This window comes from Aeromicrobium sp. Root344, from assembly GCF_001425755.1.
Classification (GTDB): Bacteria; Actinomycetota; Actinomycetes; order Propionibacteriales; family Nocardioidaceae; genus Aeromicrobium.
This window is the reverse complement of sequence record NZ_LMDH01000001.1, coordinates 3,324,203-3,348,658: the sequence shown is the minus strand read 5'-3', so window position 1 is coordinate 3,348,658 and position 24,456 is coordinate 3,324,203. Positions and strand designations below refer to the sequence as shown.

Genomic DNA, 24,456 nt, shown 5'->3' with positions numbered 1-24,456 from the left:
CCACCGTATGCGCGCTCATTCGGTGGAGAATCCACCGCCGAGGGGTCAGCGCGAGCGCAGCTCCCAGCACGCCACGGCCACGGACGAGGCGACGTTGAGGGAGTCGATGCCCGCCGCCATGGGAATCGTCACCCGGTGATCGGCTGACTTCTCCCAGTGCGGGCTGAGCCCGTGCCCTTCGGAGCCGACGATGAGGGCCAGGCGCTCGACGTCGTGGGGAACGGTGTCGATCGGCACCGAGTCGGCGGCCAGCGTCATCGCGTACGTCGTGAAGCCGGCCTCGCGCAGCACGTCCGGCGCGGTGTACCAGTCCTCGACCCGCGCGTACGGCAGCCAGAACACCGAGCCCATCGACACCTTGATCGCGCGGCGGTAGAGCGGATCGGCGCAGCGCGGCGACAGGAGCACGGCGTCGAAGCCCAGCGCCGCGGCGGCACGGAACGCGCCGCCGACGTTGGTGTGGTCGGCGAGATCCTCCATGACGATGACGCGGCGCGCGCCGGCCAGCACCTCCTGGGGCGACGCCAGCTCCGGGCGTTCCAACGCCGCGAGCGCACCGCGGTGCACGTGGAACCCGGTGAGCTTCTCGATCGATGCGTCGTCGAGCACGAAGCAGGGCACGTCGCTCGCGTCGAGCAGGTCGGCGAGGCCGTCGAGCCACCGCGGTGACATGAGGAACGAGCGCGGCTGGTGTCCGGACTCGACGGCCCGGCGGACGACCTTCTCACCCTCGGCGAGGAACAATCCGCGGTCGGCCTCGAGCCGTAGCCTCAGCTGGACGTCGCGCAGGTCGACGTAGTCGCGGAGTCGGGGATCCTCGAGGTCGTCCAGTCGTACGATCTCGGCCACCGGGCTAGCCTAACGAGCATGAGCCTTGACCGTCCCGTGACACCCGACCCCTATCCGCTCCTGCCCTCCGCGGCGTCGTTCTCGGTGACGAGCTCTGACGTCACCGACGGCCAGCCCCTCAAGGACGACCAGGTCAACGAGTTCGGCGACACCTCGCCGCAGCTGTCCTGGTCCGGTGCGCCCGAGGGCACCAAGTCGTACGTCGTCACGTGCTTCGACCCCGACGCCCCGATCGTGTCCGGCTTCTGGCACTGGGTCGCCGTCGACATCCCCGCCGACGTCACCGAGCTGGCCGCCGGCGCCGGAGGGTCTGACGACTCGCTGCCCGGCAGCGCGTTCCACGTACGCAACGACGGCGGCGGCTTCGGCTACATGGGTGCCGCTCCCCCGGCCGGCGACCAGGTGCACCGCTACTTCTACGTCGTGCACGCCGTCGGCGAGGACAGCCTCGGCGTCGACTCCTCGGTGTCGCCCGCGGTCGTCGGCTTCAACCTCGCGTTCAAGACGCTGGGCCGCGCGATCATCCACGGCACCTACCAGCACTGAGCCAAACCGTTCCTTGAGCTTGTCGAAAGGTCCTTTCGACAAGCTCAAGGGACGAGGTCAGGCCTGGGGCGGCTCGGGAGCCGCAGGCGGCTCAGGAGTGCCGGATTCGGGCTGAGCCGGCGGCGCGCCGGCGCTGGGGCCCACGGGGCTCTCCGCAGCCTTGGCGGCGTCAAGCGCCTCCTGCACGGCGTCAGCCGTGGCCTGCTCGTCGGGAGCGTCGTCGACGATCGGCGCGTCGAAGTCGACGCGCGTCTTGCTGCCGCCACCGTCGACCGGGATCTTGCCGAGCGTGCCGCCCAACGTGCCCAGCGCCTTGGTCAGCTCGGCCGGGATGATCCACGTCGTGGCGTTGTCACCCTCGGCGATCTTCGGCAACATCTGGAGGTACTGGTAGGACAGCAGCTTCTGGTCGGGGTTGCCGTCGTGGATGGCCTGGAAGACCGTCTGGATGGCCTGGGCCTCACCCTGGGCGCGCAGGATCTGCGCCTGGCGATCGGCCTGGGCCGTGAGGATCTGCGCCTGGCGTTCGCCCTCGGCGGTGAGGATCGCGGACTGCTTCTGGCCCTCGGCGGTGAGGATCGCCGACTGACGCTCGCCCTCGGCGGTGAGGATCGCGGCGCGCTTGTTGCGCTCGGCGCGCATCTGCTGCTCCATCGCGTCGATGATCGACGGCGGCGGGTCGATGCCCTTGAGCTCGACGCGGTTGACGCGGATGCCCCACTTGCCGGTCGCGCTGTCGAGCTCGCCGCGCAGGCCGGAGTTGATCTGGTCACGGCTGGTCAACGCGTGCTCCAGGCTCATGCCACCCGTGATGTTGCGCAGCGTCGTCATCGTGAGCTGCTCGATCGCCTGGATGTAGTTGGCGATCTCGTAGGTCGCGGCGATCGGGTCGGTGACCTGGAAGTAGATCACGGTGTCGATCGACACCACGAGGTTGTCCTCGGTGATGACCGGCTGCGGCGGGAACGAGACGACCTGCTCACGCAGGTCGATGACGTAGCGGACCTTGTCGATGAACGGCACGACGATGTTGAGGCCGGCCGACAGGGTCGTGCGGTACTTGCCGAACCGCTCGACGATCCCGGCGCGCGCCTGCGGCACGATCTTGACCGTCATCGAGACGAAGACGATCGCCAGGACGGCGATGAGGATGAGCACGATCAGTGCTGTCATTCAGGACTCCTTGATGGTGACGACGGCAGTGGCGCCGTCAATCCGGGTGACGAGGACTTCGGTGCCGGTCTCGTACGTCTGGCGGTCTTCGGCCGCGCGGGCGGACCAGACCTCACCGGCAAGCTGGATGCGGCCGTGCGTGCCGCCGACGGGCTCAAGGACGACCGCCGAGCGGCCGACGAGCGCGTCATGCCCCGTCGTGAGCGTCGGACCGGCGTGCAGCCGTTCGACGAGCGGAGGGCGTACGAGGAACAGCATCGCGACCGCCACCAGCGCGAAGACCACGATGGCGAGGTAGACGTTGACCCCGAGGGCGGTGGCGAGTGCCGCCACCAACGCGCCGACGCCGAACATCAGGAGCACGAGGTCGAGGCTGAGCAGCTCGACGATGACCAGCAACAGCGCGATGGCGAGCCATACGGCCCAGCCGTTGTCGATCAACCAGTCGTTCATGGGGCCTCCCCTGTGCCATCGCCGCGATCGGCGCGATGTCCGTATGCTGCCCGGCGGGCGTTGTAGCGACCGCCTTCGTGCTGGAGCTGAATGCGCGACCCGAAGGTCGTGCTGAGCGTCTCGCCCGTGAGCGTCGACTCGATCGGCCCCTGCGCCACCACCCTGCCATCTCGAAGCATGAGTACGTGGGTGAATCCGACCGGAATCTCCTCGACGTGGTGCGACACCATCACGAGCACCGGCGCGTCCTTGGCGTGCGACAGCACCTCGAGGCTCGCCATGAGGTCCTCGCGGGCACCGAGGTCGAGTCCGGCCGCGGGCTCGTCGAGCAGCAGGAGCTCGGGGTCGGTCATCAGCGCTCGGGCGATCAGGACCCTCTTGCGCTCGCCCTCGGAGAGCGTGCCGAACGTACGGTTGGCCAGCCCCGTGATGCCCATCTCGCCCATCATCTGGGTGGCGCGCCGGTAGTCCTCCTCGTCGTACCGCTCCTGCCAGCGGCCGAGCACGGCGTGGGCGGCAGACACGATCGTGTTGCCGACGGACTCCGTGGGCGGGATGAGATCGGCGACCGCCGTGCTGGTGTGACCGATGCGGGTGCGCAGCTCGAAGATGTCGACCTTGCCGAGCTTGCTGCCGAGGATGCGGACCTTGCCCTTGGACGGGTGCATCGCCGCACTGATGATCTGGAGCAGCGTCGTCTTGCCGGCCCCATTGGGCCCGAGGACGACCCACCGTTCGCCCTCCTCGACCGTCCAGGTGACGTCTTCCAGCAGGACCTTGCCGGGCCGTACGACACTCACCTTCGAGAGCTCGAAAGCCGCAGGCATACACACTCCTGGTCGTAGTTGGTGGCGGTGGAGTCAACCTATCGCGGGCACGCTCGACGTCAGCGATAGCCTCGGGTGCGATGACTGATCCCGTGCCCACTCTGCACTTCAACGATCCGACCGTCCTGGTCACCCTCACGGGCCCCGACCAGAGCGGTGTGACGACGCGCCTGTTCGCCGAGCTGGAACCGTTCGGCATCGAGGTCATCGACGTCGAGCAGCTCGTCGTGCGTGGCCGCCTGATCCTCAGCGCGCTGCTGACCGTGCCCGACGACACCGCGCGCCTCGAAAGCACGGTGCGCGAGGTCGGTGCAGCGTTCGGGCTCGAGGTCACCGTCGAGTACGGCACCGGCGACAACCGGGCCCGCAGGGTCGGCCGTGCGCAGGTCGTGATCCTCGGCTCACCCCTGCGTCCCGCCGCGATGGCGGCTCTGGCCCAGCGGATCAAGGACGACGGCGGAAACATCGACCGCATCGTGCGCATGGCCCGCTATCCGGTGACGGCGATCCGCATGGAGGTCTCGGGAGCGGATCCCGACCAGCTGCAGGCCGACCTCGCGGCAGTCGCGTACGAGCAGGGCGTCGACGTCGCGGTGCAGGAGAACGGCATCCTGCGGCATGCCCAGCGCCTCGTCGTGATGGATGTCGACTCGACGCTGATCCAGGGCGAGGTCATCGAGATGATCGCCGCCCACGCCGGCTTCGAGGCCGAGGTCGCGGCCGTGACGGAGTCGGCGATGCGCGGGGACCTGGACTTCTCGGAGTCGCTCGTCTCGCGGGTCGCCCTGCTCGAGGGTGTCGACGAGTCGGTTCTCGACGACGTCTACGACTCCCTGACCTACGCTCCCGGCGCTCGCACCATGATTCGTACGCTCAAGCGTCTCGGCTACCGGTTCGCCCTGGTCAGCGGTGGTTTCACCCGCATCATCGAGAAGATCGCCGCCGAGCTCGACATCGACTACTACGCCGCCAACGAGCTCGAGGTGGTCGATGGCCGCCTCACCGGCAAGATCGTCGGCGACATCGTCGATCGTGCGGGCAAGGCCGAGGCGCTGCGGCACTTCGCCGAGCAGGCGCGCATCTCGGTCAAGAACACCGTGGCCATCGGTGACGGCGCCAACGACCTCGACATGCTCGCGGCGGCCGGCCTCGGCATCGCGTTCAACGCCAAGCCCGTCGTACGCGACCAGGCGCGGACTTCCGTCAACGTGCCGTACCTCGATGCGATCGTCTACCTCCTCGGCATCACACGCGAAGAGGTCGAAGCAGCAGACGCTGCCGACTAGGCCCCGAGCACGGAGTCGAGCAAGCCGGGGAACCGGGCGTCGAGCTCGTCCTTGCGCAGGCTGACGAGGCGGCCGCGGCCGTTGGGCACGTTGCGCACGATGCCGGCCTCGCGGAGCACCTTCATGAGGTGGGACTTGGTCGACTTGGGCAGGTCGGGGTTCGTGGCGCCGCACGCCGCCATGTCGAGTGGACCGTCAGCGACCTCGCGCACGATCTCGAGCCGAGCCGGGTCACTGAGTGCGAACAGCACGTCGGTCAGCGTGATGTCCTCGATCGCCGGGTGTTCCAGCTCATACGTCGCCATGGTTCGATAATACTTGAACAGTCGAAACAATCGGCGTAGCGTGATGGTTCCAATCTTTTCGAACCACGCTGCCTCCCGAGGATCTCATGACCGTCACGCTCGACGCCCCTCAGCTCGTACGACGCACCACCAGTGCATTCACCCTGGGCCTGTTCGCCTTCGTCGCGATGATGATCGGCGCGAGCGCCCCGTCGCCGTTCTATCCCGTCCTCCAGCAGGAGCTCGGCTTCTCCTCAGCCACCCTGACCGGCATCTTCGCGGTGTATGCCATCGCGCTCCTGGTGACGCTGCTCGTGACCGGCTCGTTGTCGGACCACGTCGGCCGTCGCCCCATGATCTCGGTGGGTTTCGCGGTGCTGGCGGCCAGCATGGTCGTGTTCTGGCACGCGGACGCGGTCGGTGCGCTGTTCCTGGCGCGTACGGCTCAGGGCGCAGCCAGCGGGCTGCTGATGTCGTCGCTGAGCGCGGCCGTCGTCGACCTCGAGCCGGAACACCGGCCCGGTGCAGCGGCGACGTTCAACAGCGTGAGCCCCCTCGCGGGACTGGCCATCGGCGCCTTGTTCGGTGGCATCGTGCTCGATCAGTCATCACAACCCCTCGTTGCCGTGTTCGGCACGCTGACAGCCGTGTACGTGCTGCTGGCAGCCGTCATCTGGCTGCTGCCGGAGACCTCGCCACGGCGTGAGGGCCTGCGCCACTCGCTGCGCCCGCGTGTCGGCGTGCCGATGGCGGCTCGGCCGGCGTTCCTCCGCAGCACTCCCGCCCTGGTCGCCGGCTGGGCCACGGGCGGGCTCTACCTCTCGCTCGGAGCGCCCATCGTGGCCACGCAGCTGGGCGGCTCCGACCACGTCGAGCAGGGCCTCGTCGTCACAGTGCTCACCGGCGTCGGTGCGCTCGCCTGCTACGTCGCCCGTGGCGCCGCCTCGCGAAGCATCACGGTCTTCGGCACGACAGCCCTGGCGCTCGGCACGGCGCTGTCGCTGATCGCCCTCGCCGCGGGATCCCTCTGGGGATTCCTCGCCGCGGCCGTCATCGGCGGAGCGGGCTTTGGCACGGCGTTCCTCGGCATCATGCGGTCGATCACCCCGACGGTGGGACCGCACGAACGTGGCGAGCTCTTCGCCGCGGTGTTCGTCGTGAGCTACCTGGCGTTCGGCATCCCGGCGGTCGCTGCGGGCATCGCCGCACCGCACCTCGGACTGGCCACCACGACGTACGTCTACGGCAGCCTCGTGGTCGTCCTGTCGGCGACGGCCGCTGCTCTGCGCACGTTCGGATCGACGGACTAGCTACTCATCGTCCTCGAGGCGGAAGCCGAGCTTCATCGTCACCTGGTAGTGCGAGACCTCGGTGTCGGTGACCTGGCCGCGGATGTCGGTGACCTCGAACCAGTCGAGGTGCCGCAGGGTCTTGCCGGCCCGCTTGATGCCGTTGTCGACGGCCTCGGTGATGCCGTCAGGAGAGGTGCCGACGATCTCGGTCACCCGGTATGTGCGATCAGTCATGCCCCGAGCGTACGACCTCGGACTCCATCCGGCGGACGCGCCTGCGCGACGTAGAGTGGAGGTGTGCCCCCAGAACCGAGGAAGCAGCAGGTCTTCTCGATCACCACTGCGGCCGAGTCCCAGAGCGCGGACCGCGGTCGGCGCGAGCGACGCTATGCGATCTCGATGGGCATCCGGACGCTCTGCTTCATCGGCGGCGTCATCGTGCTGACCGCCGTGCCGTCGCCGTGGTCGCGTTTCGGCTGGATCCTGTTCGTCGGCGCCGTGTTCCTGCCCTACACCTCCGTGGTCCTGGCCAACGCCGGCGTGCGCAAGAAGGGCTCCGGCCCGTCACCCTTCGGCCCGGAGACCAAGGGCCAGATCGAACCGCCGGCTGCTCCCCCGCTCGACCGTGAGTGACGTCCTGACCTGCTCGGCCAAGGGCTGCATCGCCGAGGCACACCACCAGCTGTTGTGGAACAACCCCAAGATCCACACCCCCGAGCGGCGCAAGATCTGGCTCGCCTGTGACGAGCACGAGGAGTCGCTGCGGTCGTTCCTGTCCGCCCGTGGCTTCTGGAAGGAGACGCAGCCCGTCTAGCCGCCGATCGATGACATCGGGCGCGCCGACTGCAGGAAGCTCGGGTCGTCGATGCCGTGTCCCGGCAGCTTGGTCATCATCGCGGAGGCCCAACGGCGTGCGATCTCCTCGTCGGAGGCGCCGGCGCGCAGCGCGGATCGCAGATCGGACTCCTCGCGCGCAAACAGGCAGTTGAGGATCTGGCCGTCGGCGGTCAGGCGTACGCGGTTGCAGTCGCCGCAGAACGGCCGGGTCACCGATCCGATGATGCCCACGGTGTGCGGCCCGTCGTCGACGAGGAACTTCTCCGCGGGCGCCGACCCGCGACCGTCGAGACCGGTCAGGCGGAAGTGCTCGCCGAGCAGCGTGAGCGTCTCGTCGGCCGTGACCATGGCCTCGCGGTTCCAGCCGTGCTGGGCGTCGAGCGGCATCTGCTCGATGAAGCGCAGCTCGTAGTCGTGCTTCATGCACCAGCGCAGCAGGTCCGGCGCCTCGGCATCGTTGATCCCGCGAAGCAGCACGGCGTTGACCTTGACCGGAGCGAGTCCGGCATCGCTCGCCGCAGCAAGACCGTCGATGACGTCGTGGAGGCGGTTGCGGCGGGTGATCTGCTCGAACGTCGCCGGATCGGTCGTGTCGAGGCTGATGTTGACCCGGTCGAGGCCTGCGGCGGCGAGTGCCTTGGCGGTGTGCTTGAGGCCGAGGCCGTTCGACGTCATCGCGGTGCGCGGCCTGGACGGGAGCGCCTTGGTCGCCGCGACGAGCTCGGGCAGGGTGCGGCGCAGGAGCGGCTCTCCCCCGGTGAAACGAACGTCGCGGACGCCGAGGATCTCGACACCGATGCCGATCAGGCGCATCAGCTCGGCGTCGGTCAGCGTGTCCTCGTTCGGCATCCAGTCGAGGCCTTCGGCCGGCATGCAGTACTGGCACCTGAGGTTGCAGCGATCGGTCAGTGACACGCGGAGGTCGGTGGCGACCCGGCCATGTGTGTCGATGAGCTGCATGAACCCAGTCTAGGTGGCCTGACGCCACCCGCGGGACGAGACGTTGGCCGGCACAACTACCGTCGACACGTGTACCGCTTCCTGCTGAGCGTGCGGTGGATCGGATTCGCGGTCTTCGTCATCGTGCTCGCCGCCGTCTGCACCCGTCTGGGGTTCTGGCAGATCCATCGGCTCGAGCACCGCCTCGACCAGAACAAGATCATCACGGCCCACCTGAAGGCCGAGCCGGTCGACCTGACGCAGGTGCTCAAGCCGGGTGGCGAAGTCGATGACCAGAGCGAGTTCACACGCGTACGGGCGACCGGGACGTACGACGTCGAGCACCAGGTGACGGTCAAGTTCTCGACTCGTGACGGGGCGCCCGGCGTCGATGTCGTCACGCCGTTCGTGCTGTCGTCGGGCGAGGCGGTTCTCGTCGATCGCGGCTGGCAGGAGTCGGAGAACACGGTCGCTCGGCCCGTCGTGCCCGATCCCCCGGCAGGCGAGGTGACGATCACGGGGTGGCTGCGCCCCGACAACGGTGCCGGCAACGATGCGATACGTCCGGTGGATGGGCAGATCAGGGCGATCTCGAGTGTCGGCTTCGCGAAGTCCGTGCCGTACACGCTGTTGAGTGGCTATCTCAACCTGCGATCCGAAGACCCTCAGGCGACCAAGAAGCTTGCCGCCGAGCCAGAGCCCGAGCGCGGTCAGGGTCCACACTTCTTCTACGCGTTGCAGTGGTGGTTCTTCGCACTGCTCGCCGTGGTCGGCTACTTCTGGTTCGCCAGGTCCGAGGCCAAGGAGCGCCGCAACCCCACCCGCATCGACGGATTCGCGGACAGCAGTCCCCCGCGGTGAGCCATCCGCTGGCTGTCGTCATCGAGGACACCGCCAACGGTCGATTTCTCCCTGTCGACGGTGGGTGGCATCGCGTGGACCCGTGGAAGGCCGGGCTCGAGGCCGTGGTCGCCTTCACCGGCCACGCGGTCTTCGCGGTCGATGCGGCGACGACCGACGCGTCACTGGCCGGTCTGGGCGCGGACGGATTCGGCGGCGCACACGACGCACGCCTGGTCGCTGAACTGGCCGGACCCGACGGGTGGATCGACAGCCTGGACGCGCTGCTCGTCGGCCGAGGTCGTGGATCGATGGCGGCCGTGAGACCGAGACTCGTGCCGCGACCCGATCTCGCCACACATCCCCGGGTGCGCTTCGCGGCCACCAACCGCGACGACGTGCAGGTCTTCGGCTTCGACGACCCGCGGCGCACGGCCGTCGCCGTGCTGTCCCGCGGGGTCGCAGGACTGCCGGAGGTCAGCTTCGAGCTCGAACCTGAGCATCGTGGTGGCAGCGGCAGCGCCCTCGTCGAGGCTGCGCTCACGCTCGTCCCGGAGGGTCAGCTCGTCATCGCCGCTGCCGCACCGGGCAACGCCGCAAGCCTGCGTGCCCTGCTGTCAACGGGCTTCAGCCCAGTGGGCTCGCTGCAGCTGTTCCGGCGCGCGTCGACCTGACGTCAGGCGAGGGTGACGAGGTCGGCGTAGTCCTCGGACCAGTGGTCCTCGTCGCCGTCAGGCAGCAGCAGGACCCGGTCGGGCTCGAGGGCCAGGACGGCGCCCTCGTCGTGCGAGACGAGCACGATCGCACCCTCGTACGTACGAATGGCCCGTAGGACCTCTTCGCGGGACGCCGGGTCGAGGTTGTTGGTCGGCTCGTCGAGCAGCAGCACGTTGGCACTGGAGACGATGAGGCTCGCGAGCGCCAGACGGGTCTTCTCGCCGCCTGACAGCACGCCCGCGGGCTTGGAGGTGTCGTCACCGCTGAACAGGAACGAGCCGAGCACGCTGCGCGCCTCGGTGTCCGTCAGCTGTGGGGCTTGGGCCTGCATGTTCTCCAGCACCGTCCGCGAGGTGTCGAGCGTCTCGTGCTCCTGCGCGAAGTAGCCGATCTTGAGGCCGTGACCCGGGATGATCTCACCGGTGTCCGGGGTCAGCGTGCCGGCCAGCATGCGAAGCAACGTGGTCTTGCCGGCGCCGTTGAGGCCCAGCACGACGACGCGGCTGCCCTTGTCGATCGCCAGGTCGACGTCGGTGAAGATCTCCAGCGACCCGTACGACTTGGACAGCCCTTCGGCCATCAGCGGCGTCTTGCCGCACGGTGCGGGCTTGGGGAACTTGATGTTGGCGACCTTGTCCTGCACCCGCTCGCCCTCGAGCCCGGCGACGAGCTGCTCGGCGCGGCGCAGCATCTGCTGGGCCGTCGCGGCCTTGGACGCCTTGGCCCGGAACTTGTTGGCCTGGCTGGTCAGCTGGTCGGCCTTCTTGACCGCGATGGCACGCTCGCGCTTGCGACGGTGCTCGTCGGCCTCCCGCTGCTTGACGTACGACTTCCAGCCCATGTTGTAGATGTCGATCGTCGCGCGGTTGGCGTCGAGGTAGAGCACCTTGTTGACGGTCTCCTCGATCAGCTCGACGTCGTGGCTGATGATGACGAGTCCGCCGCTGAAGTTCTTGAGAAACCCGCGCAGCCAGACGACCGAGTCGGCGTCGAGGTGGTTGGTCGGCTCGTCGAGCAGGAGCGTCTCGGCGTCGGAGAACAGGATGCGGGCGAGCTCGATACGGCGGCGCTGACCACCGGACAGGGTCGACAGGGGCTGCTCCAGCACCCGGTCCGGCAGACCCAGGGCATGGGCGATCGTCGCGGCCTCGGACTCGGCTGCGTACCCGCCACCGGCGCCGAACACCGTGTCGGCACGCGTGTAGGCCTTCATGGCCTTCTCGGCGGTCGCCGGGTCGGGCGAGCCCATGTCGATCTCGGCCTTGCGCATGGCTGTCAGCGCCTCGTCGAGCCCGCGCGCGCCGAGGATGCGGTCGCGCGCTGTGGTCGCCAAATCGCCGGACTTGGGGTCCTGAGGGAGGTAGCCGATCTTGCCGGTCGACGTGATGGATCCCTCGGCGGGCTGACCGTCGCCCGACAGCATGCGGGTCAGGGTGGTCTTGCCGGCGCCGTTGCGGCCGACGAGGCCGATCTTGTCGCCCTTGTCGACGCGGAAGGAGACGTCGGACATCAGGACGCGCGCGCCGAAGCGCAGCTCCACATTGGAGACGGTGAGCATGGGATGACTTTCAGATCAGGGTGTGCGAAAAGGCGGCGTCAGTGCGCCGCACTCATTCCCGCTGATGAAAGGTCACCGAAACAGTCTACGGGGCCGGTGAGGCTGCTCGGGACTGTATGCGTGTGCGTTACGTCCCACTGGTCCTTCAGCCTGTCGAGGGACGTTTCGACAGGCTCAAGGGGCGTTCCTGCGTTGAGCAGTGAACTCACGAGGTTTCGTCAGCTGGCGGCTTCGCCGCGATCGCGCCCCCTACTCGCAGAGCTCGTGGGGGGACCCCCAAACCTGACTGAGGCGCAATTCGCTCTGAGCGCGAATTGACCTCAGCCAATGTTGAAGCCGAGGGCACGCAGCATCTCGCGGCCGTCGTCGGTGATCTTGTCCGGGCCCCACGGCGGCATCCAGACCCATTCGATCCGGAAGTCGTTGACGATGCCGTCGAGGGCGGCACGGGTCTGGTCCTCGATGACGTCGGTCAGCGGGCACGCCGCGGAGGTGAGCGTCATGGAGAGCACCGTGTTGCTGTGCTCGTCGACGTCCGCACCATAGACGAGGCCGAGGTCGACGACGTTGATGCCGAGCTCGGGGTCGACGACGTCCTTCATGGCCTCGAGGACGTCTTCCTTGGTCGTGCCGCCCTGAGGGGCCAGCTCGACCTCGGGCAGATCGCTGTGATCGGTGGTCATTTCGGGTCTCCCGTGGTTGACGAAGTGGTGACGAGCGCCTGCGAGACGGCGTCCTTCCAGGCCATCCAGCCCAGCAGCGCGCACTTGATGCGGCCGGGGAACTGGGCGACGCCGGCGAACGCGATGCCGTCCTCGAGGACGTCCTCGTCGGGCTCGATCTTGCCCTTGCCGTGCATGAGGGTGTTGAACTCGTCGAGGATGGCCATGCCTTCCTCGACGTTCTTGCCGACGATCAGGTCGTTGAGCACCGACGTGGACGCCTGGCTGATCGAGCAGCCCTGGGCGGCGTAGGAGACGTCGGAGACGGTGTTGCCGTCGAGGTGGACCCGCAGCGTGATCTCGTCGCCGCACGTCGGGTTGACGTGGTGGACCTCGGCCTCGAAGGGCTCGCGCAGTCCCGCGCCGTGGGGTCGCTTGTAGTGGTCCAGGATGATCTCCTGGTAGAGCGAATCCACGTTCATCGCGTCAGTCATGGCTCAGCCTCCGAAGTACTTCTTCGTGTAGTGCAACGCCTCGACGAGCAGATCAATTTCCGCAGTGGTCGTGTAGAGGTAGAACGATGCGCGCGTCGTCGACTGCACCCCGAAGCGCTGGTGAGCCGGCTTGGCGCAGTGGTGCCCGGCGCGTACGGCGACGCCGCGCGAGTCGAGCAGCTGCGACACGTCATGCGGGTGGATGTCGCCGAGCGTGAAGCTGATCGCTCCCCCGCGGTCGACGGCTTCCTTGGGACCGACGATCCGCAGACCGTCGATCTCCTGCAGGGCACCCAGCGCGTACGCCGTGATGGCCTGCTCGTGCGCCGCAATGTTGTCCATGCCGATCGCCGAGAGGTAGTCGACCGCCGCACCGAGTCCGACGGACTGCGCGATCGGCGGCGTCCCGGCCTCGAATCGTGCCGGCGGCGGAGCGTACGTCGACTGCGCCATCGTGACCGTCTCGATCATCTCCCCACCGCCGAGGAACGGCGGCAGCTCGGCGAGCAGGTCGTAGCGGCCCCAGAGCACGCCGATGCCGGTCGGGCCGACCATCTTGTGACCCGTGAACGCGACGAAGTCGGCACCGAGCGCGGCGACGTCGACCGGAAGCTGCGGGACGGCCTGTGACGCGTCGACCACGACGAGCGCGCCGACCGAGTGCGCCTTGGCGATGATCGTCTCGAGCGGGTTGATCGTGCCGAGCATGTTGGACACCCAGGTGACCGAGACGACGGCGGTCTGCTCGGTGATGAGCTCGTCGATGCCGTCCAGATCGAGCCGACCCTCGTCGGTCACCCCGAACCACCGCAAGCTGGCGCCCGTGCGCTGGCTCAGCTGCTGCCACGGCACGATGTTGGAGTGGTGCTCCATCTCGGTGATCACGATCTCGTGGTCCTGGCCGATGCGGCCGGAGTCGCCCAGCACGCGGGCCACGAGGTTGAGCGCCTCGGAAGCGTTCTTGGCGAACACGACCTCGTCACGGCGCGGAGCGCCGATGAACGCCGCGACCTTGTCGCGACCGAGCTCGAACGCCGCGCTCGCCTCGGCACCCAGCTGGTGCATCGCCCGGGCGACGTTGGCATTGTGCTGCCGGTAGTGGTCGTCGATCGCATCGATGACCTGGACCGGCTTCTGCGAGGTGTTGGCACTGTCGAGGTAGACCAGCGGGAAGTCGCCGGCCAGGCGACGCCCCAGGATCGGGAAGTCCTCCCTGATCCTGGCGACGTCGAACGTCTGGGTGCCCTCGACGACGGTCATGCCTGTGCCGCGGCCTTCACGTACTTGTCGTAGCCCTCGGCCTCGAGCTGGTCGGCGAGCTCGCGGCCGCCGCTCTCGGCGAGACGTCCCGCGACGAACACGTGGACGTGGTCGGGCTTGATGTACTGCAGGATGCGCGTGTAGTGCGTGATCAGCAGGACGCCACGGTCACCCTGGGTGCTGTAGCGGTTGACGCCGTCGGAGACGACCCGCAGGGCGTCGATGTCGAGGCCCGAGTCGGTCTCGTCGAGCACGGCGAACTTCGGGTTGAGCAGCTCGAGCTGCGCGATCTCGTGGCGCTTCTTCTCGCCACCGGAGAAGCCCTCGTTCACGCTGCGCTGCGCGAACTCCTTGTCGAGCGTGACCCGCTCGAGCGCCTCGTTGACGTCCTTGACCCACGTGCGGAGCTTGGGTGCCTCGCCGTCGATCGCGGTCTTGGCGGTGCGGAGGAAGTTGGCGACCGAGACGCCTGGGACCTCGACGGGGTACTGCATCGCGAGGAACAGGCCGGCGCGGGCGCGCTGGTCGACGGTCATCGAGAGGATGTCGACGCCGTCGAGCGTCACCGAGCCGCTCGTGACGTCGTACTTGGGGTGGCCGGCGATCGAGTAGGCCAGCGTCGACTTGCCGGAGCCGTTGGGGCCCATGATGGCGTGGACCTCGCCGGAGTTGACCGTGAGGTCGACGCCTTTGAGGATCTCCTTGTCGCCTTCCTCGGTCTTGACCGAGACGTGGAGGTCCTTGATCTCAAGGGTGGACATGTGCTTCAGCTCCTGGGTGAGAGGTCGACCATGACGGTGTCGCCCTCGATCTGGGTGGGGTAGGTGGGTACGGCTTCGGTGGCGGGGAGGTTGACCGGCTTGCCGGTGCGGGCGTCGAAGCGCGAGCCGTGCAGCCAGCACTCGATCTCGCAGCCCTCGACCTCGCCCTCCGACAGTGGGATCGACGCGTGCGAGCACTCGTCGCGCATCGCGTAGACGTCGTCGCCGTCGCGCAGCAGGGCGATCTCCTCGCCGTCGACCTCGACGGCGAGCACTCCCCCTTGGGGTACGTCCGCCAGTGCGGCGGCTGCCACGAAGGTCATGAGATGCGTCCTACGTGCTCGGCCAGCTCCTCCTCGATGGAGGCGACCAGGCGCTCCTGCAGGGACGGCACGCCGATGCGACGGATGATGTCGTTGAAGAAGCCGTGCACGACGAGTCGGCGGGCCTCTTCCTCGGCGATGCCGCGGCTCTGCAGGTAGAACAGGTGCTCGTCGTCGAAGCGGCCCGTCGTGGACGCGTGACCCGCGCCCTCGATGTCGCCGGTCTCGATCTCGAGGTTGGGCACCGAGTCGGCAGTCGCACCGTCGGTCAGCACGAGGTTGTCGTTGCTCTCGTACGTCAGGATGCCCTGGGCCTCCTTGCGGATCAGGACGTTGCCGATCCAGACCGTGTGGGCGTCCTTGCCCTGGAGCGCGCCCTTGTACTCGACGTTGCTCTTGGTGCGCGGCGCCGTGTGGTCGACGAACAGGCGGTGCTCGATGTGCTGGCCGGCGTCGGCGAAGTAGACGCCGAGCATCTCGACGCTGCCGCCGGTGCCGAGGTAGTCCGCCGAGGTGCTGGCGCGTACGACGTCGCCGCCGAGAGAGACCGCGATGTGGCGGAGCTCGGCGTCGCGGCCGACCCGGGCGTGCTGGGTGACCACGTGGACGCTGTCGTCGTTCCAGTCCTGGATCGTGACGAACGTCAGCTGGGCGCCGTCCTCGAGCACGACCTCGATGTTCTCGGCCCACGTCGCCGAACCGTCGTAGTCGACGACCACGACGGCCTTGGAGAACTGGCCGGCGCGTACGAGCAGGTGTCCCGCAGCCGCCTTGTCGAGGCTCTCGCCGTGCAGGCGGATCGTGGTGGGCTCCTCGACGACCGTGTTGGCCGGGATCGTCACCTCGAAGACCGACTGCGCGGCCTCCCAGGCACGGGCCGACACGCGGTCGACGGGCACGTAGCCCGAGGCGCCGCGAGCGGAGTCGCCGACGGGCACGGAGACCGCGGTGACGCCTTCAGCGGCGTCGACCTCGACCTTGAACGCGGAGCCGTCGAGCGGGGTGTCCTGGTGCAGGCCACGGAGGCGCTTGAGCGGGGTGAATCGCCAGATCTCCTCGAGGCCCGACGGGACCGGGTGGTCCTCGACGTTGAAGGACCCCTCGGGGTGCAGATGACTTTCGACTGGAGCGAGCTCCAGTGCTTCGGCAACGGTCTGCGTCATCCGACAGCACCCTCCATCTGGAGCTCGATCAGGCGGTTGAGCTCGAGGGCGTACTCCATCGGCAGCTCGCGCGCGATGGGCTCCACGAAGCCGCGGACGATCATCGCCATGGCCTCGTCCTCCTCCATGCCGCGTGACATGAAGTAGAAGAGCTGGTCGTCGCTGAGCTTGGAGACCGTGGCCTCGTGCCCGAGCGTCACGTCGTCCTCACGGACGTCGACGTAGGGGTAGGTGTCGGAGCGGCTGATCTGGTCGACCAGGAGCGCATCGCACTTGACCGTGCTGGCCGAGCCCTCGGCACCCTCGAGCACCTGCAGCAGGCCACGGTAGGACGTACGTCCGCCGCCACGCGCGACCGACTTGCTCAGGATCGAGCTCGACGTGTTGGGCGCGGCGTGCACCATCTTGGCGCCGGCATCCTGGTGCTGACCCTCTCCGGCGAAGGCGATCGACAGCGTCTCGCCACGCGCGTGCTCACCCATGAGGTAGACGGCGGGGTACTTCATCGTGACCTTGGAGCCGATGTTGCCGTCGACCCACTCCATCGTGGCGCCCTCTTCGCAGACGGCGCGCTTGGTCACGAGGTTGTAGACGTTGTTGGACCAGTTCTGGATCGTCGTGTAGCGGACGCGGGCGCCCTTCTTGACGATGATCTCGACGACCGCGGAGTGCAGCGAGTCGCTGGAGTAGATCGGTGCCGTACAGCCCTCGACGTAGTGCACGTACGAGTCCTCGTCGGCGATGATCAGCGTGCGCTCGAACTGGCCCATGTTCTCGGTGTTGATGCGGAAGTAGGCCTGCAGCGGGATGTCGACGTGGACGCCCTTGGGCACGTAGATGAACGAGCCACCGGACCACACCGCCGAGTTGAGCGCGGAGAACTTGTTGTCGCCGACCGGGATGACCGTGGCGAAGTACTCCTGGAAGATCTCCGGGTGCTCCTTGAGCGCCGTGTCGGTGTCGAGGAACAGGACGCCCTGGGCCTCGAGGTCCTCACGGATCGAGTGGTAGACGACCTCGGACTCGTACTGCGCGGCGACGCCGGACACGAGGCGCTGCTTCTCGGCCTCGGGGATGCCCAGGCGGTCGTACGTGTTCTTGATGTCCTCGGGCAGGTCGTCCCACGTGGCGGCCTGCTTCTCGGTGGACCGCACGAAGTACTTGATGTTGTCGAAGTCGATGCCCCCGAGGTCGGCGCCCCAGGTCGGCATCGGCTTGCGGCCGAACAGCTTGAGGCCCTTGAGGCGCAGGTCGAGCATCCACTGCGGCTCGGACTTGAGCGCAGAGATGTTGCGGACGACGTCCTCGCTCAGGCCGCGCTGCACCGTGGCGCCGGCGTCGGTCTTGTCCGACCAGCCGAACTCGTAGCGGCCGACGTCTTTCAGGCCCGGGTTGGCCTCTTCGATGGCATTGGTCTCTGACGTGGTCGTCATGAGGGCAGCCTCTCTGCTGGGTTGTTCTTGGGCAGGTGGGTCGTGCAGACACCGTCGCCGTGGGCGATCGTGGCGAGCCGCTGCACGTGGGTGCCGAGGAGACGCGCGAACATCTCGGTCTCGGCCTCGCACATCTGGGGGAACTCCTCGGCCACGTGGGCGACCGGGCAGTGGTGCTGGCACATCTGGGTGCCGGCGGGGGTCGAGCCGACCGACGCGGCGTAGCCGTCGGCGCTCAGGGCCTCGGCCAGCACCTGCGGGCGCTGGTCGGGGTCGGCCATGGCCAGCAACGGGCGGTAGCGCGCCTCGATGTCGGTGAGCCGGTGGCGGGCGAACTCCATGACGGCGTCGTCTCCCCCGGTCTCGGCGAGGTAGCGCAGCGCCCCTGCGGCCAGCACGTCGTACGCGTGGCCGAAGTGATCGCGGCCCGCGTCGGTGATGACGAAGACCTTGGCGGGACGGCCGCGGCCGCGCTGACCGGTGACCCGCTGGTCGCGCGCCTCGAGGACCCCCTCGGCGAGGAGCTGGTCGAGGTGTCGGCGTACGGCGGCCGGCGTCAGGCGCAGCTGGACCGCGAGGTCCGCTGCGGTCGACGGGCCGTTCTGGAGGATCGTCGTGGCGACACGCTCCCGGGTCGGAGCGTCGTCGACCACCGACGCGTCATCCGTACCGGTGTATTTCACAAGACAAGTGTGCCTTTATTCACCAAGCCGGTTCAACGAAGGTGAACCTAACCCCGTACGTCGACGCGAACCGCCTTCTCCTCAGCCGTCTCGTCGCCGTGACCGGGCCACCACGCCGCGTGGCCGATGAGGGCCGTGATCGCCGGCGTCAGGAACATCGCCATGACGAACGCCGCCACGAAGATGCCGAACGACAACGCGAATCCCATCGACGTGATCAGCGAGTTGCCGCCGAGCATCAGCGCCGCGAACGTGCCGGCGAGGATGACGCCGGCCGCCGCGATGGTCGGACCGGCATGGCGTACGGCCTGCGCTGCCGCGTCGCGGGGACTTCGCCCTTCGCGAGCCTCCTCGCGCAATCGAGCGATCATCAAGATGTTGTAGTCGGTGCCGAGGGCCACGACGAACAGGTAGATGTAGATCGGCAGCATGAAGATCAGCCCGTCGAGGCCTTGGATGTGCTGGAACACGATGACCGTGGCACCGAGTGTCGCGCCGAAGCCGAGGCCGACGGAGATCATGAGGTACCACGGAGCAACGAGGCTGCGCAGCAGCAGCGCCAGGATGATCATGATGACGACCGCCGCCACCGGGAACACGATCGAGTAGTCGCGGTTCATGGCCTTCTGCATGTCGACGAAGACCGAGGTCGTGCCGCCCACGAACGCCTCGGTGCCCTCCGGCGCGGCTTCGTGCGCCGCGTCGCGGATCGGACCCTTGACGTCGGCGATCGCCGCGTCCGAGGTCGGGTCGTGGTCGAGCAGCGCGTTGTAGACCGCAGTGCGGCCGTCCTCGGACAGCGTTCCCGGCGAGACCTGGGCGATTCCCTTGGTGCGGCCGAGGTCGGCGGCGAAGGTGTCGACCGTGGTCTGGTCGAGCTTGTCGTCCGAGGTCAGCAGGACGGTCGTCGGATCGGTGACGCCGGCGGGCAGCCCCTTCTCGAGCGTCTTGATCGCCTTGGTGGACTCGACGTCCTTGGGCAGGCTCGAGTTGAAGTCGAACGACGGGTTGAAGCCGATCGTGAACGAGGCCAGGACGGCGAGCAGGAGGCCCGCGGCGCCCGCGAAACGTACCGGATGCTTGCCGAGCGACGTGCCGATCGAGGCGAAACGGGTGCCCGCCGGCTCGTCGCGCCACTTCTTGGACGGCCAGAACAGTGCGCGGCCCAGCAGCGTCAGGAGGGCCGGCACCAGCGTGAGCGCAGCGAGGAGGGTGATCGCGACCGCGATCGCCAGGGCCGGACCGATCGACCGGAAGATGCTGAGGCTCGACAGCACGAGCGCCATGAACGACACGATGACGGCCCCGCCGGCGGACGCGATCGCCTCGCCCGCACGCTCGAGCGCCGCGCCGATCGCGACCTTGGTGTCCTCACCGGTGCGCAGTCGCTCCCGATAGCGGAAGAGCAGGAACAGGATGTAGTCGGTGCCGATGCCGTAGAGCACCACGATCAGGATGACCTGGATCGAGCTGTCGGCCTTGAGGTCGAAGATGTCGTTGGCCCAGGCGATCAGACCTGTGGCGATGAACGACACGAGCGTCACCACGACGATCGGCAGCAGGCAGATGATCACGCTGTGGAAGATCAGCGCCAACAGCACCACGATCAGCACGATCGTGGCCAGGCCGACGATCTCCATGGTCTTGGCTGACGAGTCCTCGGAGTCGACGCTCTGCGGGGCGGCTCCGGTCATGCGGAGCTGCAGTCCGGTGTCCTTGACGAGGGGCTTGGCGTCCTTGCGCAGGTCCTTGGCGGCGTCCATCGACTGCGTGTCGTAGCCGGTCGCGTTGTCGGCCAGCCCCACCACGGCGATCTGGACGAGCTTGTTCTCAGAGGGCGGCTGGACCGTGCCCGGCACGAAGGCCTTGTCGAGTTTGCCGTTGAGCTCGTCGACCACGGACTCGATCTTGGTGCTGTCCTCCGCGGTCAGCTTGCCACCGTCCTTGCGGTCGAACACGAGGATCGCGCCGGCCTGGCCCTGGCTCGGGAACGCCTTCTCCTGCAGGTTGGCGGCCTTGATCGACTCGTAGTGCTTGGGCAGGAACTCGGCCTCGTCCGTCGTGGCGGTCAGCCCGGGCGCCGTCGTGATGACGACCACGGCAAGAGCGACCCAGGTGCCGAGCACGATCCAAGGACGACGGGTTACGAAACGGCCGAGTGCAGAGAACATGTCGCAAAAACTATCGTTCCGGGTGTCGCGGGCGCGAGCGGGGTCAGGATACGTTTCGCATCGTGACCGAACATGCCTCCATCACTCGCTTCCGGGCTGAGCTCGACATCCGCGGCGGCACGGGCCGGATCGTCGTGCTGCCCGACTCGGTGCACACCGCCGCGCTCGCGGCCGAGGCGCTCGGCTGCGAGGTCGGCGCGATCGCCAACAGCCTGCTGTTCGCCGCGACGACGCTCGCCGGGGAGACCGAACCGGTGCTGGTGCTCACGTCCGGCGCCCACCGCGTCGACACCGACAAGGTCGCCGCCTCGATCGAGGTGGCGGCACTGGAGCGGGCCAAGCCGGAGTTCGTACGCGAGCACACCGGACAGGTCATCGGCGGCGTCTCCCCCATCGCGCACCCCACGCCGATCCGCACGTTCCTGGACCCGGCTCTGCGGTCGTACGACGAGATCTGGGCGGCGGCCGGGCACCCCGCCGCGGTGTTCTCCACGACGTACGACGAGCTGCGCCAGATGACCGGCGCCCGGGAGATCGCAGTCAACTGACGATCAGGGTGTGCCCTCGATCGATCCCGCGGGGAGCACGGCGGCGTCGGCCGCGCGCATGCCGGCGTCCCAGCCGCGAGCGTCGAACGTCGCGCGCCGGGACCCGCTCGTGACGTGCGGGAACAGCCGGTCGAACTCCTCGTCGATCGCCTCCGCCTGGCGCTGGAAGACCGGCACGAGGTCGGTGCCATAGGCGGAGGCTGCTTCGGCGGTCGACGCAGTGAGACGCTCGCCGATGCGCGTCGCGTACGCGCTGAGGAAGGCCTTGCGAAACGCAGATGACCGCTCGCCGGCGCTCGGCCGGGCTTCCTGGCCGGCCTGGGTCATCGCTCTCGTGGCCTGCACCAGCGCCGAGGTGAACAGCATCTCGACCTGCTCGAGGTCGGTCGGAACGCCAAGCAGCGTCATCGACGACGCGAAGTCGTTCCACACCGCGCGGGTCCGGTTGGCCCTCGCAACGACGTCGAGCAGGCGAGCCTTCTCCAGCGCGTAAGGGTGATCGATCAGCACCCGGATGCCCTGCACGTCGACGGGATCCCCCGCGTCGTCATGCAGCAACGCCTCGTCGATCGCGTGCCGGGTCATGATGTCCTGCGCCTTGGCGGTCAGGGCTTCCGCCTCGGGGGCGAACTCGGTCGACTCCGCCTTGGCCAGCAGTGCTCGCACCCGGACGATGGTCTTGGCGTGTCCTTCGCTCGTGTGGATCGACGCCTGGCGCCGAACGCGGCCCCACTGGGAGGGCGGCGGGACCAGCATCTGGGAGCGCGGCAGGTCGCGGATGAAGTCGAGCGCGACCAGCGCCGTCACCCACTCGGCCTCCGAGGCGTCACCATCAGGACTCAGCAGGGTCGCGGAGCCGCCATGGCGCCCGGCCAGCAGGCTGAGCTGGGTGCGCCATCGCTCGGGAGCCTGCTGCATCGCGTCGGATCGCCGAGCGTCGACGAGGACCGCGCGGGAGAACCATGCCGCGGCCGCTGCCGAGGTGTGCCGGCGGAGCGCGTGCACGAGCTCCTGTGGTTGCCAGCCGTACTCCCAGGCGCGGCTGATGCGCGAGAGCACCTCGCCGGCGACCAGGCTCGCGGGATTGAGCTGGGGGCTCTCGGCAGCGGCCGTCAGCTCGTTGAGCAGCTGGATGCGGGGCCCAGCGGCTCTCGGGGCGGCCACGGCGTAGCGAGCGGCCATCGAGATCAGGTCGTTCAGCTCGGCCAGGGTGACTGACGCCGCGTCGGGCGCAGCGTGACGCGGCCTGCTCCCGTGAGCTTGTCGGCGGGCCTCACGACGTTGGCGACTGCTCTTCCCCATGAGATCCATCCTTGCCGGAACGCCGGACATGTGAAAATCCGCCGCTCGAGGCGGTGGAGATCGACGAGCAGCGACGCGCTCTGTGGAGAGCACTCGTCGAGCGCCCTCGCCCATAGAGTGGCTCCATGGCGAGCGATGCGGTCGAGATCGAGGCCGGCGGGCGAACGGTCCGCGTCTCGAGTCCGACGAGGGTGATCTACGAGGCGACCGACTTCTCCCCCGAGGTGACCAAGCTGATGGTCGCGGAGTACTACGTCGCGGTCGAGGACGGCCTCATGCGCGCCCTCCGCGACCGCCCGGTCGCGCTCGAACGCTGGCCCAAGGGCGTACGCGAAGGCATGGTCATGTCGACACGGGCCGACAGTCACGGCGACGCGTTCTACCAGAAGCGCATGATGCGCGGCGCTCCTCCGTACGTCGAGAGCACGCGCATCCTGTTCCCCTCGGGCCGGGTCGCCGACGAGATCTGCATGACGGAGATCGCCACGGCGGCGTGGGCGGCGCACATGGGCGCCATCACGTTCCACCCCTGGCCGACTCGACGTGACGACAACGACCGTCCCGACGAGCTGCGCATCGACCTCGACCCGTTCGGCTCGGCGACGTTCGGCGATGCCGTACGCATCGCGGGTGTGGCGCGTGAGCTGTTCGACGAGCTCGGCATCCGGGCCTTCGCCAAGACCAGCGGCAAACGCGGCATCCACGTCTACGTACGGCTCGAGCCCACATGGACGTTCACCGACGTACGCCACGGCGCGATCGCGATCGCCCGCGAGCTCGAGAAGCGTACGCACGGCGTCACGACCGCGTGGTGGAAGGAGGAGCGCGAGAACAACGTGTTCGTCGACTTCAACCAGAACTGCCGAGACCGGACGATCGCCTCGGCCTACAGCTTGCGACCCGCTCCGGGTGCGACGGTCTCGACTCCCGTGACGTGGGACGAGCTGGAAGCGCTCGACGACCCCCGGGTCTTCACGCTGCACACGGTGCCGGAGCGCCTGGCGTCTCGCGGCGACGCATGGGCCGAGATCGACGACGTGCACCACTCGCTGCAGCCGCTGCTCGACCTCTGGGAGGCGAACCCGGTCGAGATGCCGTATCCGCCCGAGTATCCCAAGATGCCCGGCGAGCCCAAGCGCGTCCAGCCCAGCAAGGCCAAGAAGGTCGTCGAGGACTGACGACGCGACTCACGGGGTCCTCACAGGCGCATCCGGCGTCATCTGCCTACAGTGGGCTGGTGGACCCGACGCCTGCCCGGATGGACCTGGGGCGACTCATCGACAGGGCCGACGGCGACTTCGCGTCGCAGGACGCGCAGCAGCTCCGCCAGGACTTCACCCGCTTCATGATGCGCTACAAGTTCGGCATGGAGGAGATCGTCACCAAGCTGTCGATCCTGCGCGACGAGTTCGCCCACCTGCACGACACCAACCCCATCGAGCACGTGTCGTCGCGGCTCAAGAACCCGGAGTCGATCGTCGAGAAGATGGGCCGCAAGCAGTGCGAGCCGACGTTCGAGTCGATCGCCGAGCGCATCACCGACATCGCCGGCGTACGTGTGACGTGCAGCTTCGTGTCGGACGTCTACACGATCTTCGACCTGCTCACGGGGCAGTCGGACGTCAGCGTCGTCGAGGTGCGTGACTACATCAAGACGCCGAAGCCCAACGGCTATCGCAGCCTGCACGCCCTCGTGGAGGTGCCGGTCTTCCTGAGCGACGGCGAGATCCCGGTGCTCGTCGAGGTGCAGCTCCGGACGATCGCGATGGACTTCTGGGCGAGCCTCGAGCACAAGATCCACTACAAGTACCGCGAGGACGTCCCCCAGTCCCTCCTCGACGGGCTCAAGGAGGCGGCCGAGACCGCCGGCGAGCTCGACGCCACGATGGAGCGGCTGCACACCGAGGTCAAGACCGCCGGCGAGCTGCCCAAGGCGCTCAAGGACGAGCTGACCGAGAACACCAACGCGGTGCCCGACGAGCAGCTCATCGAACGGCTCCGACGCCTCAGCGGCTGACCCACCGAGATCTGGCGGCCCGACCACCAGCACGACCG

General features: G+C 68.1%; 28 protein-coding genes. 10 read left to right on the top strand and 18 right to left on the bottom strand.

What is annotated here, in order from left to right; all coding sequences use genetic code 11:
* Positions 1–45 precede the first annotated feature (45 nt).
* Positions 46–849, bottom strand: a complete 804-nt coding sequence (locus ASC61_RS16470) for a TrmH family RNA methyltransferase (RefSeq protein WP_056213694.1) — start codon at positions 847–849, stop codon at positions 46–48.
* Positions 850–867: 18 nt separating this feature from the next.
* Between ASC61_RS16470 and ASC61_RS16465 the strand changes: the two genes are divergently transcribed.
* A complete protein-coding gene (locus ASC61_RS16465; RefSeq protein WP_056213692.1) occupies positions 868–1,395 on the top strand; it encodes a YbhB/YbcL family Raf kinase inhibitor-like protein in 528 nt (175 codons plus the stop codon).
* 57 nt (positions 1,396–1,452) lie between these two features.
* On the opposite strand, the gene ASC61_RS16460 is transcribed toward ASC61_RS16465, so the two are convergent.
* Genes ASC61_RS16460 through ASC61_RS16450 form a run of 3 tightly spaced genes read right to left on the bottom strand, consistent with a single transcriptional unit; the run spans position 1,453 to position 3,848 of the window.
* The gene (locus ASC61_RS16460) at positions 1,453–2,568 is read right to left on the bottom strand and encodes an SPFH domain-containing protein (RefSeq protein ID WP_056213689.1); all 1,116 of its coding nucleotides are present in this window, start codon (positions 2,566–2,568) and stop codon (positions 1,453–1,455) included.
* Complete coding sequence (locus ASC61_RS16455) at positions 2,569–3,021, bottom strand: NfeD family protein (protein ID WP_056213687.1); 453 nt, start codon at positions 3,019–3,021, stop codon at positions 2,569–2,571. It abuts the gene before it with no gap.
* Positions 3,018–3,848 carry an ABC transporter ATP-binding protein gene (locus ASC61_RS16450; RefSeq protein ID WP_056213685.1) on the bottom strand — a complete coding sequence of 277 codons (831 nt, stop codon included), beginning with the start codon at positions 3,846–3,848 and terminating at the stop codon, positions 3,018–3,020. Before ASC61_RS16450 ends, ASC61_RS16455 begins: the two co-directional genes overlap by 4 nt.
* Before the next feature lie 80 nt (positions 3,849–3,928).
* On the opposite strand from ASC61_RS16450, the gene serB reads away from it, so the two are divergent.
* Positions 3,929–5,134, top strand: coding sequence for a phosphoserine phosphatase SerB (serB, locus tag ASC61_RS16445; protein ID WP_056213684.1), 1,206 nt, complete (start codon positions 3,929–3,931; stop codon positions 5,132–5,134).
* On the opposite strand, the gene ASC61_RS16440 is transcribed toward serB, so the two are convergent.
* On the bottom strand, positions 5,131–5,439 hold the full coding sequence (locus ASC61_RS16440) for an ArsR/SmtB family transcription factor (RefSeq protein WP_056213682.1): 309 nt from the start codon (positions 5,437–5,439) through the stop codon (positions 5,131–5,133). The genes serB and ASC61_RS16440 overlap by 4 nt on opposite strands.
* Before the next feature lie 86 nt (positions 5,440–5,525).
* Between ASC61_RS16440 and ASC61_RS16435 the strand changes: the two genes are divergently transcribed.
* Complete coding sequence (locus tag ASC61_RS16435) at positions 5,526–6,728, top strand: MFS transporter (protein ID WP_056213681.1); 1,203 nt, start codon at positions 5,526–5,528, stop codon at positions 6,726–6,728.
* On the opposite strand, the gene ASC61_RS16430 is transcribed toward ASC61_RS16435, so the two are convergent.
* Entirely contained in the window at positions 6,729–6,944 is a 216-nt protein-coding gene (locus tag ASC61_RS16430; protein ID WP_056213679.1) for a dodecin, read from the bottom strand.
* Between the two features lie 63 nt (positions 6,945–7,007).
* Between ASC61_RS16430 and ASC61_RS16425 the strand changes: the two genes are divergently transcribed.
* Together ASC61_RS16425 and ASC61_RS16420 are read left to right on the top strand one after the other, a co-directional pair.
* Positions 7,008–7,343: a DUF3099 domain-containing protein gene (locus tag ASC61_RS16425; protein ID WP_056213677.1), complete on the top strand. Its 336-nt coding sequence runs from the start codon at positions 7,008–7,010 to the stop codon at positions 7,341–7,343.
* Entirely contained in the window at positions 7,336–7,524 is a 189-nt protein-coding gene (locus ASC61_RS16420) for an acetone carboxylase (RefSeq protein WP_235503576.1), read from the top strand. Before ASC61_RS16425 ends, ASC61_RS16420 begins: the two co-directional genes overlap by 8 nt.
* Here ASC61_RS16420 and moaA read toward each other — a convergent pair.
* Positions 7,521–8,507: a GTP 3',8-cyclase MoaA gene (moaA, locus tag ASC61_RS16415; RefSeq protein WP_056213673.1), complete on the bottom strand. Its 987-nt coding sequence runs from the start codon at positions 8,505–8,507 to the stop codon at positions 7,521–7,523. The genes ASC61_RS16420 and moaA overlap by 4 nt on opposite strands.
* Before the next feature lie 69 nt (positions 8,508–8,576).
* On the opposite strand from moaA, the gene ASC61_RS16410 reads away from it, so the two are divergent.
* Together ASC61_RS16410 and ASC61_RS16405 are read left to right on the top strand one after the other, a co-directional pair.
* Positions 8,577–9,347 carry an SURF1 family cytochrome oxidase biogenesis protein gene (locus tag ASC61_RS16410; RefSeq protein ID WP_056213671.1) on the top strand — a complete coding sequence of 257 codons (771 nt, stop codon included), beginning with the start codon at positions 8,577–8,579 and terminating at the stop codon, positions 9,345–9,347.
* The gene (locus tag ASC61_RS16405; protein ID WP_056213668.1) at positions 9,344–10,000 is read left to right on the top strand and encodes a hypothetical protein; all 657 of its coding nucleotides are present in this window, start codon (positions 9,344–9,346) and stop codon (positions 9,998–10,000) included. The genes ASC61_RS16410 and ASC61_RS16405 overlap by 4 nt, the downstream gene beginning before the upstream one ends.
* A 2-nt stretch (positions 10,001–10,002) precedes the next feature.
* On the opposite strand, the gene ASC61_RS16400 is transcribed toward ASC61_RS16405, so the two are convergent.
* The 10 genes from ASC61_RS16400 to ASC61_RS16355 form a co-directional block, all read right to left on the bottom strand.
* On the bottom strand, positions 10,003–11,601 hold the full coding sequence (locus tag ASC61_RS16400) for an ABC-F family ATP-binding cassette domain-containing protein (RefSeq protein ID WP_056213666.1): 1,599 nt from the start codon (positions 11,599–11,601) through the stop codon (positions 10,003–10,005).
* Between the two features lie 320 nt (positions 11,602–11,921).
* Positions 11,922–12,284 (bottom strand): metal-sulfur cluster assembly factor, encoded by a 363-nt coding sequence (locus ASC61_RS16395; RefSeq protein WP_056213664.1) that lies wholly within the window; start codon positions 12,282–12,284, stop codon positions 11,922–11,924.
* Positions 12,281–12,745: a Fe-S cluster assembly sulfur transfer protein SufU gene (gene sufU / locus ASC61_RS16390; protein ID WP_056213662.1), complete on the bottom strand. Its 465-nt coding sequence runs from the start codon at positions 12,743–12,745 to the stop codon at positions 12,281–12,283. The genes ASC61_RS16395 and sufU overlap by 4 nt, the downstream gene beginning before the upstream one ends.
* A 15-nt stretch (positions 12,746–12,760) precedes the next feature.
* Positions 12,761–14,017 carry a cysteine desulfurase gene (locus ASC61_RS16385; protein ID WP_056213660.1) on the bottom strand — a complete coding sequence of 419 codons (1,257 nt, stop codon included), beginning with the start codon at positions 14,015–14,017 and terminating at the stop codon, positions 12,761–12,763.
* Positions 14,014–14,778: a Fe-S cluster assembly ATPase SufC gene (gene sufC, locus ASC61_RS16380; RefSeq protein ID WP_056213658.1), complete on the bottom strand. Its 765-nt coding sequence runs from the start codon at positions 14,776–14,778 to the stop codon at positions 14,014–14,016. The genes ASC61_RS16385 and sufC overlap by 4 nt, the downstream gene beginning before the upstream one ends.
* A 5-nt stretch (positions 14,779–14,783) precedes the next feature.
* The gene (locus tag ASC61_RS16375) at positions 14,784–15,101 is read right to left on the bottom strand and encodes a non-heme iron oxygenase ferredoxin subunit (protein ID WP_056213656.1); all 318 of its coding nucleotides are present in this window, start codon (positions 15,099–15,101) and stop codon (positions 14,784–14,786) included.
* Positions 15,098–16,264 carry a Fe-S cluster assembly protein SufD gene (sufD, locus tag ASC61_RS16370; RefSeq protein ID WP_056213654.1) on the bottom strand — a complete coding sequence of 389 codons (1,167 nt, stop codon included), beginning with the start codon at positions 16,262–16,264 and terminating at the stop codon, positions 15,098–15,100. Before sufD ends, ASC61_RS16375 begins: the two co-directional genes overlap by 4 nt.
* Positions 16,261–17,697 (bottom strand): Fe-S cluster assembly protein SufB, encoded by a 1,437-nt coding sequence (gene sufB, locus ASC61_RS16365; protein ID WP_056213653.1) that lies wholly within the window; start codon positions 17,695–17,697, stop codon positions 16,261–16,263. The genes sufD and sufB overlap by 4 nt, the downstream gene beginning before the upstream one ends.
* Positions 17,694–18,380 (bottom strand): helix-turn-helix transcriptional regulator, encoded by a 687-nt coding sequence (locus tag ASC61_RS16360; RefSeq protein ID WP_056213651.1) that lies wholly within the window; start codon positions 18,378–18,380, stop codon positions 17,694–17,696. Before ASC61_RS16360 ends, sufB begins: the two co-directional genes overlap by 4 nt.
* A 47-nt stretch (positions 18,381–18,427) precedes the next feature.
* Positions 18,428–20,551 carry an MMPL family transporter gene (locus tag ASC61_RS16355; RefSeq protein ID WP_056213649.1) on the bottom strand — a complete coding sequence of 708 codons (2,124 nt, stop codon included), beginning with the start codon at positions 20,549–20,551 and terminating at the stop codon, positions 18,428–18,430.
* A 62-nt stretch (positions 20,552–20,613) separates the two neighbouring features.
* Between ASC61_RS16355 and ASC61_RS16350 the strand changes: the two genes are divergently transcribed.
* On the top strand, positions 20,614–21,099 hold the full coding sequence (locus ASC61_RS16350) for a YbaK/EbsC family protein (protein WP_235503575.1): 486 nt from the start codon (positions 20,614–20,616) through the stop codon (positions 21,097–21,099).
* Between the two features lie 3 nt (positions 21,100–21,102).
* On the opposite strand, the gene ASC61_RS16345 is transcribed toward ASC61_RS16350, so the two are convergent.
* The gene (locus tag ASC61_RS16345) at positions 21,103–22,401 is read right to left on the bottom strand and encodes a DUF2786 domain-containing protein (protein ID WP_162243684.1); all 1,299 of its coding nucleotides are present in this window, start codon (positions 22,399–22,401) and stop codon (positions 21,103–21,105) included.
* A gap of 125 nt (positions 22,402–22,526) precedes the next feature.
* Between ASC61_RS16345 and ASC61_RS16340 the strand changes: the two genes are divergently transcribed.
* Both ASC61_RS16340 and ASC61_RS16335 read left to right on the top strand, forming a co-directional pair.
* Positions 22,527–23,579 (top strand): DNA polymerase domain-containing protein, encoded by a 1,053-nt coding sequence (locus ASC61_RS16340; RefSeq protein ID WP_056213645.1) that lies wholly within the window; start codon positions 22,527–22,529, stop codon positions 23,577–23,579.
* Between the two features lie 59 nt (positions 23,580–23,638).
* Positions 23,639–24,418 carry a GTP pyrophosphokinase gene (locus tag ASC61_RS16335; RefSeq protein WP_235503574.1) on the top strand — a complete coding sequence of 260 codons (780 nt, stop codon included), beginning with the start codon at positions 23,639–23,641 and terminating at the stop codon, positions 24,416–24,418.
* Positions 24,419–24,456: the final 38 nt, after the last annotated feature.

Bases quoted from the DNA above. Each gene is read 5' to 3' on its own strand.
- ASC61_RS16465 (WP_056213692.1), top strand. From the start codon at position 868: ATGAGCCTTGACCGTCCCGTGACACCCGACCCCTATCCGCTCCTGCCC.
- ASC61_RS16460 (WP_056213689.1), bottom strand. From the start codon at position 2,568: ATGACAGCACTGATCGTGCTCATCCTCATCGCCGTCCTGGCGATCGTC.
- ASC61_RS16455 (WP_056213687.1), bottom strand. From the start codon at position 3,021: ATGAACGACTGGTTGATCGACAACGGCTGGGCCGTATGGCTCGCCATC.
- ASC61_RS16450 (WP_056213685.1), bottom strand. From the start codon at position 3,848: ATGCCTGCGGCTTTCGAGCTCTCGAAGGTGAGTGTCGTACGGCCCGGC.
- serB (WP_056213684.1), top strand. From the start codon at position 3,929: ATGACTGATCCCGTGCCCACTCTGCACTTCAACGATCCGACCGTCCTG.
- ASC61_RS16440 (WP_056213682.1), bottom strand. From the start codon at position 5,439: ATGGCGACGTATGAGCTGGAACACCCGGCGATCGAGGACATCACGCTG.
- ASC61_RS16435 (WP_056213681.1), top strand. From the start codon at position 5,526: ATGACCGTCACGCTCGACGCCCCTCAGCTCGTACGACGCACCACCAGT.
- ASC61_RS16430 (WP_056213679.1), bottom strand. From the start codon at position 6,944: ATGACTGATCGCACATACCGGGTGACCGAGATCGTCGGCACCTCTCCT.
- moaA (WP_056213673.1), bottom strand. From the start codon at position 8,507: ATGCAGCTCATCGACACACATGGCCGGGTCGCCACCGACCTCCGCGTG.
- ASC61_RS16400 (WP_056213666.1), bottom strand. From the start codon at position 11,601: ATGCTCACCGTCTCCAATGTGGAGCTGCGCTTCGGCGCGCGCGTCCTG.
- ASC61_RS16395 (WP_056213664.1), bottom strand. From the start codon at position 12,284: ATGACCACCGATCACAGCGATCTGCCCGAGGTCGAGCTGGCCCCTCAG.
- sufU (WP_056213662.1), bottom strand. From the start codon at position 12,745: ATGAACGTGGATTCGCTCTACCAGGAGATCATCCTGGACCACTACAAG.
- ASC61_RS16385 (WP_056213660.1), bottom strand. From the start codon at position 14,017: ATGACCGTCGTCGAGGGCACCCAGACGTTCGACGTCGCCAGGATCAGG.
- sufC (WP_056213658.1), bottom strand. From the start codon at position 14,778: ATGTCCACCCTTGAGATCAAGGACCTCCACGTCTCGGTCAAGACCGAG.
- ASC61_RS16375 (WP_056213656.1), bottom strand. From the start codon at position 15,101: ATGACCTTCGTGGCAGCCGCCGCACTGGCGGACGTACCCCAAGGGGGA.
- sufD (WP_056213654.1), bottom strand. From the start codon at position 16,264: ATGACGCAGACCGTTGCCGAAGCACTGGAGCTCGCTCCAGTCGAAAGT.
- sufB (WP_056213653.1), bottom strand. From the start codon at position 17,697: ATGACGACCACGTCAGAGACCAATGCCATCGAAGAGGCCAACCCGGGC.
- ASC61_RS16355 (WP_056213649.1), bottom strand. From the start codon at position 20,551: ATGTTCTCTGCACTCGGCCGTTTCGTAACCCGTCGTCCTTGGATCGTG.
- ASC61_RS16345 (WP_162243684.1), bottom strand. From the start codon at position 22,401: ATGGGGAAGAGCAGTCGCCAACGTCGTGAGGCCCGCCGACAAGCTCAC.
- ASC61_RS16340 (WP_056213645.1), top strand. From the start codon at position 22,527: ATGGCGAGCGATGCGGTCGAGATCGAGGCCGGCGGGCGAACGGTCCGC.